This window comes from Phenylobacterium sp. Root1290, assembly GCF_001425305.1.
Lineage (GTDB): Bacteria > Pseudomonadota > Alphaproteobacteria > Caulobacterales > Caulobacteraceae > Phenylobacterium.
Genome location: NZ_LMEE01000003.1, coordinates 12,965 through 27,959 on the forward strand (window position 1 = coordinate 12,965; position 14,995 = coordinate 27,959).

Annotated in this window: 14 protein-coding genes; 11 read left to right on the forward strand and 3 right to left on the reverse strand. The window is 68.8% G+C overall.

The genetic code is table 11. The features are described 5' to 3' along the window. The first annotated feature begins 13 nt into the window (after positions 1-13). Together ASC79_RS14795 and ASC79_RS14800 are read left to right on the forward strand one after the other, a co-directional pair. Positions 14-1,210, forward strand: a complete 1,197-nt coding sequence (locus tag ASC79_RS14795) for a serine hydrolase (RefSeq protein ID WP_056106291.1) — start codon at positions 14-16, stop codon at positions 1,208-1,210. Positions 1,211-1,241: 31 nt separating this feature from the next. Further along, a complete protein-coding gene (locus ASC79_RS14800) occupies positions 1,242-1,904 on the forward strand; it encodes a TetR/AcrR family transcriptional regulator (RefSeq protein WP_056022997.1) in 663 nt (220 codons plus the stop codon). On the opposite strand, the gene folE is transcribed toward ASC79_RS14800, so the two are convergent. Beyond that, the gene (gene folE / locus ASC79_RS14805) at positions 1,891-2,475 is read right to left on the reverse strand and encodes a GTP cyclohydrolase I FolE (protein ID WP_056022994.1); all 585 of its coding nucleotides are present in this window, start codon (positions 2,473-2,475) and stop codon (positions 1,891-1,893) included. The two genes, ASC79_RS14800 and folE, sit on opposite strands and share 14 nt — an antisense overlap. 134 nt (positions 2,476-2,609) lie before the next feature. Here folE and ASC79_RS14810 point away from each other — a divergent pair, with 134 nt between their 5' ends. Further along, positions 2,610-2,876 (forward strand): DUF2312 domain-containing protein, encoded by a 267-nt coding sequence (locus tag ASC79_RS14810; protein WP_056022991.1) that lies wholly within the window; start codon positions 2,610-2,612, stop codon positions 2,874-2,876. Then, positions 2,873-3,175, forward strand: coding sequence for a hypothetical protein (locus ASC79_RS14815; RefSeq protein WP_056022987.1), 303 nt, complete (start codon positions 2,873-2,875; stop codon positions 3,173-3,175). The genes ASC79_RS14810 and ASC79_RS14815 overlap by 4 nt, the downstream gene beginning before the upstream one ends. 36 nt (positions 3,176-3,211) lie before the next feature. Here ASC79_RS14815 and ASC79_RS14820 read toward each other — a convergent pair whose 3' ends face one another. Next, entirely contained in the window at positions 3,212-4,705 is a 1,494-nt protein-coding gene (locus ASC79_RS14820; RefSeq protein WP_056022984.1) for a sigma-54 dependent transcriptional regulator, read from the reverse strand. Positions 4,706-4,944: 239 nt separating this feature from the next. On the opposite strand from ASC79_RS14820, the gene ASC79_RS14825 reads away from it, so the two are divergent. Beyond that, positions 4,945-7,152, forward strand: a complete 2,208-nt coding sequence (locus ASC79_RS14825) for a tetratricopeptide repeat protein (protein ID WP_056022981.1) — start codon at positions 4,945-4,947, stop codon at positions 7,150-7,152. Here the strand turns inward: ASC79_RS14825 and ASC79_RS14830 are convergent, their stop codons facing one another. Beyond that, the gene (locus tag ASC79_RS14830) at positions 7,153-7,605 is read right to left on the reverse strand and encodes a MarR family winged helix-turn-helix transcriptional regulator (protein ID WP_056022978.1); all 453 of its coding nucleotides are present in this window, start codon (positions 7,603-7,605) and stop codon (positions 7,153-7,155) included. Between the two features lie 115 nt (positions 7,606-7,720). Here ASC79_RS14830 and ASC79_RS14835 point away from each other — a divergent pair, with 115 nt between their 5' ends. From ASC79_RS14835 to ASC79_RS14860, 6 genes are all read left to right on the forward strand, one after another. Further along, positions 7,721-8,944, forward strand: coding sequence for a flavin-dependent oxidoreductase (locus ASC79_RS14835; protein WP_056022975.1), 1,224 nt, complete (start codon positions 7,721-7,723; stop codon positions 8,942-8,944). Further along, complete coding sequence (locus ASC79_RS14840; protein ID WP_056022972.1) at positions 8,941-9,390, forward strand: DUF3237 family protein; 450 nt, start codon at positions 8,941-8,943, stop codon at positions 9,388-9,390. The genes ASC79_RS14835 and ASC79_RS14840 overlap by 4 nt, the downstream gene beginning before the upstream one ends. Before the next feature lie 11 nt (positions 9,391-9,401). Continuing rightward, positions 9,402-10,163, forward strand: coding sequence for an alpha/beta fold hydrolase (locus ASC79_RS14845; protein ID WP_056022969.1), 762 nt, complete (start codon positions 9,402-9,404; stop codon positions 10,161-10,163). A 94-nt stretch (positions 10,164-10,257) separates the two neighbouring features. Beyond that, positions 10,258-10,902 carry a metal-dependent hydrolase gene (locus tag ASC79_RS14850; RefSeq protein ID WP_056022966.1) on the forward strand — a complete coding sequence of 215 codons (645 nt, stop codon included), beginning with the start codon at positions 10,258-10,260 and terminating at the stop codon, positions 10,900-10,902. A gap of 79 nt (positions 10,903-10,981) precedes the next feature. Next, on the forward strand, positions 10,982-13,126 hold the full coding sequence (locus ASC79_RS14855; protein ID WP_056022963.1) for a PQQ-dependent dehydrogenase, methanol/ethanol family: 2,145 nt from the start codon (positions 10,982-10,984) through the stop codon (positions 13,124-13,126). Between the two features lie 73 nt (positions 13,127-13,199). Further along, a complete protein-coding gene (locus ASC79_RS14860) occupies positions 13,200-14,990 on the forward strand; it encodes a M3 family oligoendopeptidase (protein WP_056022959.1) in 1,791 nt (596 codons plus the stop codon). Positions 14,991-14,995: the final 5 nt, after the last annotated feature.

The following is a 14,995-nucleotide window of genomic DNA, read 5'->3' on the forward strand; positions in this document are numbered from 1 at the left end:
CAAGGGGAAGGCGATGTCGAAGTTGGTTGCGGCGGGTGTGTTGGCGCTTGTCTTGGCGGGAGGCGCCAGCGCGCAGGAACAGGTGGGCGTGCGCGGAACCTGGGGCGCTCCGGATAATGCGCCAGGGGCGTTCCACAACATGGAAGAACTGTTCCCCTCGCGGCGGATCGCTCCGGCCGCTGTGGCGCTGCCGCTGAAGGAGCCTGCGGGGCCCCTCGGCTTCACCTACAGCTACAACGGCAAGACCAAGAACCTTGAGGACTTCGCGGCCGACACCCGCAGCAGCGGACTGCTGATCCTGCATGGCGACCAGATCCTGCACGAGCGCTATTACATGGGCGCTGCGCCCGACAGCCGGTTCGTGTCGTTCTCGGTCGGCAAGTCCTTCGTTTCGACCCTGATCGGCATCGCCCTGGCCGAAGGCAAGATCCGCAGCCTCGACGACCGCATGATCGACTATCTGCCGGAGCTCAAAGGCGGGGCATACGAAAAGACGACCATCAAGGACGTGCTCGAAATGTCGTCGGGCACGGAGTTCGACGAGGAGTACACCAGCCCAAAGTCGGGCATCGCCGGCTTCCTCGGCCGGTTCGACGCCAATCAGGGCGGCCTCTACGACTTCTCCCGCCAGTTCAAGTCGGCGCACGCACCGGGCGCCAGGTTCAACTACGCGAGCGCCGACACCGAGATCCTCGGCGCCTTGCTGGCCAAGGCCACGGGGGCGCGGCCGGCCGACTACATGGCCGAGAAGCTCTGGAAGCCGATGGGCGCGGAGTCCGAGGCGCGCTGGATCCTCGACCAGCCCGGCGATGCGGGGCGCGAAGTCGCCGCTGGCGGTCTGCTGATCCGGCTGCGCGACTATGCCCGCTTCGGCTATCTCGCCGCCCACGACGGCATGGTGGATGGCCGCCAGGTCCTGCCCAAGGGCTGGATCGCGCTCGCCACCCAGCCTCAGCGCGCGCAGGTGCAGTACGGCAAGCTCGGCGACGGGCCGCTGGGTTACGGCTACCAATGGTGGCTGATCCCGGGGCCGGACCGCGCCTTCACGGGCGAAGGCATCTACGGGCAGTTCCTGATGGTCAATCCTGAGCTCGACCTGGTGGTGGTCAAGACCAGCGCCTGGACCGCCGCCTGGGACGATCCGATGGCGCTCGAGACATTCGCGATGTTCGACGCCCTGAGCGCACAGGTCCGCGCCGGCAAGCGGTGAAGGGCGACGACTCCATGCTAGGAGAGGGGTGATGAGCGCGATCCTCACCCCTCGCAAGCTGCCGACCCAGGCGCGGGCCAAGGCCAAGATCCAGCGGGTGCTGGACGCCACCCAGGCGATCCTCAACCGCGACGGGCCGGCCGCCCTGACCACTCCGGCCATCGCCGCCGAATCCGGCGTTTCGGTGGGCTCGATCTACCAGTACTTCCCGAACAAGGAAGCCATCGTCCTGGCGCTCTACGAGGCGCGGCTCGCCGAGATCCGCGGCGAGGCCGGGGAGGCGCGGGACGACGGCGAGGCCGACTGGCGTGCGTTCTTCCGCAAGTGGATCCGGCAGATCAAGGAACGTGAGAACGCCGTCGGCTACGGCCTCTCCATGAGCGCGGCCTTCGAGCACTTTCCACGGCTGGCCGAGGTCGAGCCGCTCCACGCCGAGCAGATGGCCGATCGGGTGGTGGCGCAGCTCAAGCGGTTCGGCTCGACCTGGCCCGACGAGGCGCTCTTCGACCTGGCGATCTACGCCTACTACCTGGACGCCACCACCTGGCGGTACTGGACGCTGGCGCAGGCGCGGCTGCCGCAAGGTGTCGACCGGCTGGTGGAGACCGTGATCGCGCTGCTGGCGCCGGCGCTGGAGGGCGGATCGCCGCCGCCTCCGCCCTACGCGCCGCGGCGCGGGTTCAGCCGTTCCTGACGAACTCCAGGAATTCCTGGCGGGTGCGGGAATCGTCGCGGATCTCGCCGGTCAGGCTGCTGGTCGTCAGGCGCGAGCCGGGCGTGTTCACCCCGCGCATGGTCATGCAGCTGTGCTCGGAGACGATGACCACGCCGACGCCCTTGGGCTGCAGGATGTCGTGGATCGCGCCGGCGATCTCGGAGGTCAGCTTCTCCTGGATCTGCAGCCGCCGCGAAAAGCCCTGCACCACACGGGCCAGCTTGGAGATCCCCACCACGCGGTTCGACGGCAGGTAGCCGACATGCGCCTTGCCCAGGAACGGCAGCATGTGGTGCTCGCAGAAGCTCACCACCCGGATGTCGCGCAGCACCACCAGCTCGTCATATCCGGCGACCTCCTCGAAGGTCCGTTCGAGGTACTCGCGCGGGTCGCTGCCATAGCCCGCGAACAGCTCCTCATAGGCGCGGACCACGCGGCCGGGCGTGTCCAGCAGGCCCTCGCGGTCGGGGTCGTCGCCCGCCCACTCGATGAGGGTGCGCACCGCGGCCTCGGCCTCGCTGCGGCTCGGACGGGTACGGGAATGGGTCATGGCGATAGCTCCGCGTCGATCCGTCTCAACGGTCGGCCAAGGCGAAGGTTCAGTACGGCGGATGACAGCGGCCGGTCTCGCCGCTAGTTTCCGCCGCCTTTCCGCAACCCTCGAGCTGTGAGACGCTTAACGCCATGTCCGACGACAATTCCCACGGCGACATTCTGAACCAGGCCGCCCAGGGCCAGCTCAAGAGCATCATCGAACGCATCGAACGCCTTGAGCAGGAGAAGTCGGAGATCGCCGAGCAGATCAAAGAAGTCTTCGCCGAAGCCAAGGGCAACGGCTTCGACGTCAAGATCCTGCGCAAGGTGGTCCGCATCCGCAAACAGGACCGCGCCAAGCGGCTCGAGGAGGAAGCGATCCTCGACCTCTACCTCTCGGCGATGGGAGAGATTTGAAGCGAACCCCGCCAGACCGGAAGGCGCAGGCCAAGCGGGCCGCGCTGAACGCACTGAAGCGCGTCCGCCGCCAGGCGGACCGCGCCGAGGTGAAGCTTTCCGACTGGGAGGGGGAGTTCCTCGGTTCCATCGAGGACCGCGTGAAGACCTACGGCCGCGCCTTCGGCGACCCTGAGAAGGGCGGCGCGGGCGAGGCGCTCTCGGTCATGCAGACCGTGAAGCTCAAAGAGATCGCCGCCAAGGCCAAGGGCGAGAAGAAGCCCTTCAAACGGCGGCCGAAACCATACTCGGAAGACTAGCGCCCCTCTCCAAACGGGGAAGAGAGGCCGGTCCCGCTACGCCACCGCGCTCGCGTCGTCCTCGCCGCCGGCGCCCTTGACGGCGTCTTCCAGCCCCTGCTCGCGGACCTTTCGGTAGAGGGTCGAGCGGCCGATGCCGAGGCGGCGGGCCACCTCGCTCATGTGGCCGGCATAGATCTCGATGGCCAGCGCGATCAGGTCGCGCTCGATCTCTTCCAGCGTGCGCAGATGGCCGCGGTGGTCGAGGATCCGCACCGGCGCGTCGGCCGGCATTTCGGCGACCAGTTCCTCGGCCGTCGGCAGGGTCATGGGCCGCTGGCTGGCGACCGCCTCCAGCGCTTCCGGCGGCGGCGCGGCGACACCCGAAATGGCCGGGAAGTCGAACGGCTGCAGATACGGCGCGTCGGCCAGCACGATGGCGCGATAGACCGCGTTCTCCAGCTGCCGCACGTTGCCCGGCCAGTCGTAGTTGGTCAGGAACACCAGGGTTTCGGCGGAGGCGCCGACCACGGTCTTGCCCTCCTCGACGTTGAAGCGGCGGATGAAGTGGTCGACCAGGGCCGGAATGTCCTCGCGCCGCTCGCGCAGAGGCGGGGCCTCGATCGGGAAAACGTTGAGGCGATAGAACAGGTCCTCGCGGAACAGGCCTTCCTTCACCGCTTGTGCGGGATCGCGGTTAGTCGCCGAGACGATCCGCACGTCGACCTTGACCGAGCGCTTGGAGCCGACCGGATCGATCTCGCTTTCCTGCAGCGCGCGCAGCAGCTTGACCTGCATGTCCAGCGGCAGCTCGCCGACCTCGTCCAGGAACAGGGTCCCGCCGTTGGCCTCCTGGAACTTGCCCAGGTGCTTGTCGGTGGCGCCCGTGAAGCTGCCCTTCTCATGGCCGAACAGGATCGACTCGACCAGGTTCTCGGGCAGGGCGCCGCAGTTCACCGCCACGAACGGCTTGCCGGCGCGCTCGGATGAGCCGTGCACGGCGCGTGCGATCACTTCCTTGCCGACCCCGCTCTCGCCGGTGATCAGGATCGGGATCGAGGACTTCGCAGCCCGCTCGCCCATGCGCTTGACCATGGTCATGGCCGGGGAGTTCCCGACCATGTCGGCGAAGCTGGTGCGGCCGGCGGCGTGCTTCTTCAGCCGGTCCACCTCGCCCTTCAGCGCGCCCATGGACAGCGCGTTGCGGATCGAGACGATGATCCGCTCCGGGCTCGCCGGCTTGATGAAGAAGTCGCTGGCTCCGGCCTGCATGGCCTGGACGACGGTGTCGATCCCGCCGGTGGCGGTCAGCACGATCACCGGCTGGGAGAAGTTGCGCGCGCGCATCTCCTTCAGCGTGTCCTGGCCCGACATTCCGGGCATGACGAGGTCGAGCAGCACGATGTCCGTCGAGGCGCCCGACTGCAGGCGCGTGATCGCCGCATCGCCGTTCTCGGCGTGGGCGACGGCGAAGCCTTCACGCTCGAGCACGGCCTGGATCAACCGGCGCTGAGTCGGGTCGTCATCGACGACGAGGACCGTCTTGGTCATTTGAAACACCCACACCTGAATCGGACGCTCGTTTCGCCGATAACCTGGTCGAACGAGGCTCTTGTTGGCTCGGATTGATACATGGGCGGGGTAAAGGCGGGGTTTCGGACTCCTGAGTCGGGGGTTAACGCGTCGCCGCATCGACTCTGCTCGACAACTGTCGAAGAACGCGGTTCTTCATTTGGCTTCTGCGTGGGGCTGGTCTGGCGCATACTCGCCGGGGCTAGGAGCGGGCTGCCTTGAACCTTCGGCACTTCCTCAACGAGCTTCGGACGCGCAACGTCGTGCGGGTGGCCGGGGTCTACACGGTCACCGCCTGGGGCGTGTTCCAGGTCGCCAGGACGGTCTTCGAGACCCTTGAGCTGCCCAAGTGGCTGTCGGTGACGACCCTGATGCTGCTGGCGGTCGGCCTGCCGCTGACCCTATTGCTGACCTGGGCTTTCGAACTCGGCCCCGACGGCGCGATCCGCCGCACGCGGGCCCTGGGCGAGGACGCGCCCAAGCGCATGAACTGGATGGATTGGACCGCGCTGGCGGCCATCGGCGCGGGCGTGGTGATCTTCGTCGCCACCGCGGTCGGCCTGACTGGGTCGCTGCGCGGCGACGCCGGCCCCAACCTGCTGTCGGCCCCCAGCAAGTCCGTCGCGGTGCTGCCCTTCGCCAATTTCAGCGCCGCCAAGGACTCCGAGTATTTCGCCGACGGACTGACTGAGGAGGTCACCAACAGCCTGGCCCAGGTGCCTGACCTCAAGGTCGCGGGCCGGACCTCGGCCTTCTACTTCAAGGGCAAGAACGAGGACGTCCGCGAGATCGGCAAGAAGCTGAATGTCGCCCACGTGGTCGAGGGCAGCGTGCGGCGCTCGGGCGACCGCCTGCGGGTCACCTGCCAACTGGTCAGCGTCAAGAACGGCTTCCACCTGTGGTCGGAGACCTACGACCGGCACATGGACGACGCCTTCGCCATCCAGACCGAGATCGCCGACGGAGTGGCCACCGCGCTGAAGGCCGAGCTGAGCGCCGGCGGCGGCGAAGCGGCGGCCAGGCGGGCGCCGCGCGACCCGGAGGCTTACCGTTTGGAGGTGGTCGCCAAGGGCCAGATGCGCCGCAAGGGCAAGGCCCAGGTGATGGCGGCCCAGGCGATCTACCGCCGCCTTATCGACATGGAGCCGGACAACGCCGAGGTCCGCGCCGCCTACGCCTACGCGACCGCCTATCTCGCGCAGAACCATCTCGAGGGCGACTTCACGCCCGCGGTGCAAAGCGCCGAGACCCAGATCGCCAAGGCGCTGGAGCTCGATCCGAAATCGTCATCGGCCTATATCGCCAAGGGCTTCGTCTCGGCGATCCGCTTCATCCGCGAGGGTTCGGCCGACGCCGAGCTGGAGGCCGAGAGCGCCTACAAGCGCGCCGTCGACCTGGCCCCGCGCGACCCGGAGGCGCTGAGCCTCTATGGCGATTACATCGCCGCCCGCCGCCCGACCGAGGCGGTGACCTATCTGCGCCGCGCGCTGGAGATCGATCCCCTCGACCGCATCGCCAACAACGCCCTGGCCGGCTCCCTGGCGGCGACGGGCAAGCTGGACGAGGCGGCCCAGCGCCTGCGGACCAACATCGAGCTGTTTCCGGAGTTCATCGATTCCAAGGAGCAGCTTGGCGACATCATGATCGAACAGGGGCGGCTGGATCAGGCGGTGATCTGGTATCGCATGGCCGCCGAGCCGCAGACCGACCCCTCCGCGTCGATCCAGCTCGCCAATCTCTACTACAATCTCGGTCTCCCGGCGGAGGCGGAACGCACGCTCGCGCCATGGGCCGGGCATCCGGTGGTGGGGCCGGTCGCGACGGCGGTGCAGATGCTGGTCGCGGGCGACTTCGACGGCCTCGGGACGCTCTCTCGCGGCAAACTGGCCGAGGCCGAGCCCGACCCCCTCTGGCATAGCGGCATGGCCGTCGCCGCCACCGAGCTCGGCCAGTACGACCTGGCCCGCGGCGAGTGGCTGGTGATGTCGCCAGAGCTCTTCGAGCCGGCTCCCAAGGTCTCCACCCGACTGGCCAACGAGGCGGTCAGCGCCGCCTATGTCATCGACCAGACCGGCGACAAGGGCCAGGCTCGGCGTATCCTCCAGGCGGTGCTCGCGGCGACCGAGCCACAGGCGGGGATGCGCCAACCGAACGCGCGGAAGATCGCGCGCGTGAAGGCCTTCGCGATGCTCGGCGACAACGAACGCGCCCTGGCCGAACTGCGCTCGGCCGTGGATGCCGGCTATCGCGTCCTCTACGACATCGACCTGTTCATGCGCCTGGACACCTATCCGATGATGGCGCCGCTGCGCGCCGATCCACGCTTCCGGGCGATGATCCGCCAGGTCGAGACGGACAATCGCGAGATGCGCGAGGCGCTGCTGTCGCGTGCGCCGCCGGCCGGGGCGCCGCCGCGTCGGTCGTGATCAGGTCCGGATGCGGTCCAGCAGCGCGCGCAGGGCTTCGACCTCCGCCCCGGTGAAGCCGTGGGTCAGGTCGCGGTCGTGGTCGCGCACCTGCTGGGTGATCTGCGGCAGCCGCGCCTCGCCGTGGGCGGTCAGGAACAGCGCCTGCGCGCGTCCGTCGTCCGGCGCCGCCCGCCGCTCGATCAGGCCCTGGCCGGCCAGGGCGTCGACGATCGCCAGTACCCCGGACCGGGCGATGCCCATGATGGTCGCCAGCTCGGTCTGCTTGAGGCCGGGGTTCTGCGCGATCAGCACCAGGGCCGAGAACCTCTGGGTCGTGACCCCCTCGGCGCCCAGTCGGGCGTCGAACGCCTCGGTCATGCGGATCTGCGCCCGGCGCAGGGCGTAGCCGACCAGCTCGTCAAGGACGCCATAGTCCACGCCGGGCCGGCGGGGATCGAACCGATCGCTCATCGCGCCCCACTCCTCCGTGCTCGCCCTGCGTTCATCGCCGTTCGCGGCGGGCCATTGAAGTCCAAATCTAGATTGTTATGGTGCATAACAAAGTGCGCCATAAGGGAGGGCGACGATGAAAGTGATCGTGGCCGGAGCCGGCATCGGCGGCCTGACCGCTGCGCTGACGCTCCACGCGGCCGGGCATGACGTCGTCGTCTTCGAGGCCGTCCCGCAGATCCTGCCGCTCGGCGTCGGCATCAATCTGCTCCCTCACGCGGGCGAGGTGCTCGCCGAACTCGGCCTCATGGACGAGTTGGCCGCCCAGGCCGTGGCGACCCGCGAGCTGGTCTACTTCAATCACAAGGGGCAGCGGATCTGGGGCGAGCCGCGCGGCCGCTATGCCGGTCATGCCTCGCCGCAGCTGTCCCTGCCGCGCGGCGTCCTGCAGTCGGTGCTGCTGGAGGCGGTGGGCTCGCGCCTGGGCCCTGAGCGCGTGGTCTGCGACCGCCGCCTAGTCGGTTTCAGCCAGGACGGGGGGCAGGTCTCCGCCGCCTTCGCATCCGCGGCTGGCGAGGAGGTTGTGGCGCGGGCCGACATCCTGGTGGCCGCCGACGGGATCCATTCTGCGGCGCGCGCGACGTTCTTCCCTGACGAAGGGCCGCCGGTCTATTCGGGCCGCACGCTTTGGCGCGCCACCACCCTGGCCGCGCCGTTCCTCAGCGGCGCCAGCATGATCATGGCCGGCTGGCAGGACCAGAAGTTCGTCGCCTATCCCATCGGCCCCGTGCGGCCGGACGGCCGTCAGCAGATCAACTGGATCGCCGAGCTCAGTCTGCCCGAACGCCTGCGTCGCGAGGATTGGAATCGCCGCGGCGCGCTCGATGATTTCCTGCCGCGGTTCGAGGACTGGCGCTTCGACTGGCTGGACGTGCCCGGCCTGATCACCGGTGCGCAGACGACCTACGAGTACCCGATGGTCGATCGCGACCCGCTGCCGCGCTGGAGCCACGGGGCGGTGACCCTGCTCGGCGACGCCGCCCACCCAATGTATCCGATCGGCTCAAATGGGGCGAGCCAGGCGATCCTCGACGCCCGCGCCCTGGCCCAGGCGCTGGCCGCGGCGACGGACGCTGCGAGCGGTCTGGCCGCCTATGAGCAGGCGCGCCTGGGTCCGACCGCCGCCATCGTCGTCGCCAATCGCGGCAACGGCCCTGAGCAGTGCATGCAGTTGGCTCACGAGCGCGCGCCGCAGGGCTTCGCCCGCATCGAGGACGTGTTCGCAGCCGGCGAGCTGGAGGCCATCGCCGCCCGCTACAAGGTGCTGACCGGACTGCGCCCGAAGGAAACGCAAGCATGACCCCGGAACTCTCGCCGCTGATGACCCTCGAGGTCCTGGTCGGCCCGCCGGTGCAGGTCGATGCTTCGGCGCACGGACGCCGATTCATCCCGATCATTGGCGGGATCGTTGGCGGCGGCCTGGACGGGGTGGTGCTGCCAGGCGGCGGCGACTGGCAGACCCTGTGGCCCGACGGGCGCATGGATATCGCCGCCCACTATGTCCTCGACATCGTCGGGCAGGGAACGGTCGAGGTCCGCTCCGAAGGCCTGCGGCACGGCCCGCCGGACGTACTGGCGGCGCTGGCGCGCGGCGAGGCGGTGGATCCGGCGAGCTATTACTTCCGCACCTCGGTGCGGCTGCGCACCGCCGCGCCGGGACTGCAGCGGTTGAACCGGCTGTTGGCGCTGGCGGTCGGCGAACGGGCCGCCGACCGGGTGCGCCTGCGTGTCTTTGAGATCGGGTGAGGGGAACGAAAATGGGCGAGCGGTTTGAGACTTCAGACGGCGTCGGGATCGTCTGGCATGAATGGGGCGCGGAGCTGCCCGGGCCGCCGGTGGTGCTGCACCACGGCTTCGGGGCCAACGCCAAGCTCAACTGGCTGGGCGCCGGCGTCATCGCGGCCCTGACCGCGGCCGGCCGGCGGGTGATCGCCGTCGATGCGCGCGGCCACGGCGAGTCCGACAAGCCGCACGATCCGGCCTTCTATGGCGAGGACCGGATGGCCCGCGACGTCTCCGAGCTGATCGATCGGCTGGGCTTCGAGACCTTCGACCTCGTCGGCTACTCGATGGGCGCCATCGTCTCGCTGATCGCCGGCGCGCGCGAACCGCGTATCCGTCGTCTCGTCATCGGCGGGGTCGGCGACGGCATCCTGGCCCAGGGCGGCGTCGACACTCGCGTGGTCGACAACCAGGACATCGTCAAAGCCCTGCTGGCCGATGACCCGGCCGACATTCCGCCCGCGGCGCGCGGCTTCCGCCAACTGGCCGACGCCACCGGCGCCGACCGCAAGGCCCTGGCCGCCCAGGCTCAGGTCGTCCACGCCAGCCGCATCCCGCTGGAGGACATCAAGGCCCAGACCCTGGTGCTGGCCGGCGACGCCGATCCGCTGGCCGCCCGGCCCGAGCGGCTGGCCGCCGCGATCGCGGGCGCCCAGGTGCGGATCGCGCCAGGCGACCACCGCAGCGTCGTAGCCGCCCCGCAGTTCGCCGCGGCGCTGGTGGAGTTCCTCGCCTAGCCGATTTCCGAATGGCTGGGGTTCGGATTTGGGTGGTTGCGCGAAGCGCCGCCAAGCTCGACCTTGGCGGCCTGGTCCATCGGAGCCATGCGCCATGTTCGTCGGCCACTACGCTGCTTCCCTCGCCGCCAAGGCCATCGAGCCCCGCGCGCCCCTCTGGACCTACGTGATCGCCGCCCAGGCCATCGACATCGGCTGGGGCGCGCTGGTGATGGCGGGCGTCGAGAAGGTGCGCATCGATCCCAGCCTGCCGGGCAGCGCGCTCGACCTCTACCACATGCCCTTCACGCACAGCCTGCCGGCGGTGGTGCTGTGGTCGCTCGCGGGCCTGCTGCTGGCGCGGGCCGCGCGCCTGCCCTGGGGCGCGGCGATCGCCATCGCCCTGGTGGTCTTCTCGCACTGGCTGACCGACCTGCTGGTGCACCGGCCCGACCTTGAGCTCTGGTTCGGCGGGACCAAGGTCGGCTTCGGCCTCTGGAACTATCCGCTGCCCGAACAGGCGGTCGAGATCGGCCTGCTGGGTCTGGGGGCGGCGGCCTGGGCGTTCGTGCGCGGACGGCAGGGGCGCTCGCTGTGGCCGGTGCTGGTCTTCATGACCATTCTGGTCGCCGTGCAGATCATCGCCATGGTCATGCCGGGCGATGGCGATGCGGCCCGATTGGGCGGCACGGCCCTGGCCGTCTACCTGGTTCTGGGGCTGATCGCGTTCGTCCTGGACCGGCCGCGCAAGGTGACCTAGCGGCGCCCTTGCCCTCTAAAATCAGCGGCGCATAGTCCTCCCAACGGCCGCGTGATGACGGCTGCTGGGAGGCGCATCCATGAAGAGCTTGAAGCTGGCGGCGGTCATCGCCGTGGCGGCGGTCTTGGCCGCATGCAGTCAGAAGGCCGAGACGGCCAAGTCCGGCAATGTCGATGGCGACCGCATCGCCGCGGCGGCCGGCAACGGCGAATGGCTCTCCTACGGCCGGACCTATGACGAGCAGCGTCACAGCCCGCTCGACAAGATCAACGCCAGCAACGTCGGCCAGCTGGGCCTGGCCTGGATGTACGAATTCGACACCGACCGCGGCCAGGAGGCGACGCCGATCGTGGTCGACGGCACGCTCTACACCACCACCTCGTGGTCAAAGGTCTTCGCGTTCGACGCCAAGACCGGGGCGCTGAAGTGGTCGTTCGATCCCAAGGTCGACGGCAAGAAAGGCTTCGACGCCTGCTGCGACGTGGTCAACCGCGGCGTCGCGGTCTGGAAGGGCAGGGTCTATGTCGGCGCGCTCGACGGCCGGCTGATCGCCCTCGACGCGGCCACTGGCAAGCAGGTCTGGTCGGTGCAGACCACCGATACTTCGCGTCCCTATACGATCACCGGCGCGCCGCGGGTCATCAAGGACAAGGTCCTGATCGGCAACGGCGGCGGCGAGTACGGCGTGCGCGGCTACCTGTCGGCCTACGACGTCAACGACGGCAAGCTGGTCTGGCGCTTCTTCACCACGCCCAATCCCAACGGCCAGCCGGACAACGCCGCCTCCGACAAGGTCATGAAGGAGAAGGGCGCGGCCACCTGGTTCGGCGAGGGCTGGAAGGAGACCGGCGGCGGCGGCACCGTCTGGGACGCCATGGCCTACGACCCGGAGCTGGACATCCTCTATGCGGGCGTCGGCAACGGCTCGCCCTGGAATCACGTGAAGCGCTCGGACGGCAAGGGCGACAACCTCTTCCTGTCTTCGATCCTGGCGCTGAAGCCCGACACCGGCGAGTACGTCTGGCACTATCAGACCACGCCGGGCGAGAGCTGGGACTACACCGCCACCCAGCACATCATCCTGGCTGACATGAATGTGGGAGGTACGCCGCGAAAGGTGCTGATGCAGGCGCCCAAGAACGGCTTCTTCTACGTCCTCGACCGCACCAACGGCCAGCTGATCTCGGCCAAGCCCTACGTGCCGATCACCTGGGCAAAGGGGGTGGACCCCTCCACCGGCCGGCCGATCGAGAACCCCGGCGTCCGCTATGAAAACGCCCCGTCGCTGCAGGTGCCGGCGCCGTTCGGCGCCCACAACTGGCACCCGATGGCCTTCAACCCCAAGGAAAACCTGGTCTACATCCCGGCCCAGGTGATCCCCTTCGCCTACACGCCGGACAAGGGCTACGCCTACCGCGCCGGCGCCTGGAACGTCGGCACCGATTTCCTCGCCAACGCCCTGCCCACCGACAAGGCCCAGATCGCCGCCCTCAAGGCGATGGTGAAGGGCGAGTTGATCGCCTGGGACCCCGTCGCCCAGAAGGCCCGCTTCACGATCCAGCACCCCTACTTCTGGAACGCCGGCATCCTCTCGACCGGCGGCGGACTGATCTTCCAGGGCGCCGCCCAGGGCGAGTTCGCCGCCTATGGCGCCGCCGACGGCAAGAAACTGTGGTCCTACAAGACCGACAACGGCGTCATCGCCGCGCCGATGACCTATGAGATCGACGGCGAGCAGTACGTCGCGCAGATGGTCGGCTATGGCGGGGCCGGGGCGCTGTCGGCCCCGTTCATCCTGCCCGACCGTCCCCGCCTGCCGGGCCGGCTGCTGGTCTTCAAGCTCGGCGGCAAGGCGACGGCTCCGGCCTATGTCCGGCCAGAAAAGTTCGAGATCGACCTCACCGGCGTGACCTCGACCGGCGACGCCAAGCGCGGCTTCGCCCTGTTCCACCAGAACTGCCAGGTCTGCCACGGCCCCAATGCGACCGGGACCTATCTGCCGGACCTGCGCCGTTCGCAGATGCTGCTCTCGTCCGACAGCTGGAAGTCGGTGGTGATCGACGGGGCCCTGGCCGAACGCGGCATGGCCAGCTTCAGCCGCTTCATCGACGCTCAAGGCGCCGAGGACCTGCGCGCCTACGTGCTCACCGAGGCGCGGGCCGTGCAGGCCGAGGCAAAATCTGCAACGTCTCCGGCCAAGGGAGCGCCGGCGCCGAAGAGCTAGGTCGCTGATGGGCGCGCGTCTCAGAGCGCGCGCCCGCTAGCGACTGCGCCGCCAAGGGTCTATCTCTGAGCGCATGAACGCTCCCGTGAAACTGGACACCCTGCCTGAGTGGAATCTCGCCGACCTCTATGCGGGGCGCGACGATCCGAAGATCGAGGCCGACCTGACCGCCGCCAAGGCGGCCAATGACGAGTTGGTCAAGCTGAAGGGCCGCTTCACGACCCTGCGCGGCGATCCGCTGCGGCTGGGCGAAGTGCTCGACCATGGGATCCAGCTCTACGAGAGCGCCACCAACGGCCTGTGGGCCGTCGGCGCCTATGCCGCGCTGTCGGCGACCGTCGCGCGCGACGATCCGGCCTGGGCCAAGTTCGAGGCCGACCTTCGCGCCCGCTCCTCGCAGATCGCCGCCGACAGCCTGTTCTTTACGCTGGAGCTCAACCAGCTTGAGGACAACGAGATCGAGATGGCCTTCAAGGCTCATCCGCCCGCCGCCCGCTGGCGGCCGTGGATGCGTCGGGTGAGGCTGTCGCGCCCGCACGAATTGACCGCCGACTTGGAGCGCCTGCTGATCGACCGGGCGCCCGCCGTGGCCAACTGGACGCGGCTGTTTGACGAGACCCTGGCGCGGCTGACGGCCAAGGTGGGCCGCGAGACCCTGACCCTTCCCGAGGCGTTGAACCGGCTGTCCGATCCGGATGGCGCGCGCCGCAAGCAGGCCGCCCAAGGCCTGGCCAAGGCGCTGGAGGAGCGCACCCCGATCCTGGCGCTGTCGATGAACACCCTGGCCTTCGAGAAGCAGGTCGAGGACCGCTGGCGCAAGTACCCGGATCCGGCCGCCTCGCGGCATCTGGCCAACGAGGTCGACGCCGACGCGGTCCAGGCGCTGGAAGCGGCGGTGGTCGAGGCCTATCCCTCGGTGAGTCACCGCTACTATGCGCTGAAGGCCAAGGTCATGGGCCGCAAGACCCTGGACTACTGGGACCGCAACGCCCCGCTCGACACCGCCGCCCCGCGCACCTACGGCTGGGAAGAGGCCAAGGGCATGGTGCTGGAGAGCTTCTCCGACCTCGCGCCCAAGTTCGCCGACACGGCCCAGACCTTCTTCACCCATCCCTGGATCGACGCGCGGCCGCGGACCGGCAAGCAGTCGGGCGCCTATTCGCACCCGGTCACCGCCAACCGGCACCCCTATGTGTTCATGAACTACATGGGCGAGCGGCGGGACGTGCTGACCCTGGCGCATGAGCTCGGACACGCCGTGCACCAGACCCTCTGCGCGCCGCTGGGCACCCTGCTGGCCGACACGCCGCTGACCCTGGCCGAGACCGCCTCGATCTTCGGCGAGGGGCTGGTGTTCGAGCGGCTGCTGGCCGGCGCCTCCAAGCAGGAGCGCCTGGGTCTGCTGGCCGGCAAGATCGAGGACGGCCTCAACACGGTCGTTCGTCAGATCGCCTTCCACCGCTTCGAGACCCAGTTCCACGCCATGCGCCAGGAGGGCGAACTGGCCCCCGAGGACATCAGCGCGCTGTGGCTGGAGGTCATGGCCGAGAGCCTCGGCCCGGCGGTGAAGCTCAACCCTGGCTACGAGCACTATTGGGCCTATGTCAGCCACTTCGTGCACGCGCCCTTCTACGTCTACGCCTACGCCTTCGGAGATCTGCTGGTGCGCGGGCTGATGGAGAAGCGGCGCGAGGATCCGAAGACCTTCGCGCCGCTCTATGAGGATCTGCTCGCCGCCGGCGGAACCCGGACCTATGTCGAGGCGCTAAAGCCGTTCGGGCTGAACCCGCGCGAGAAGGCCTTCTGGGCCGCGGGGATGAGCCAACTGGAGCGGTTGGTCGACGAGTTCGACGACCTGGTGTGAAGGAA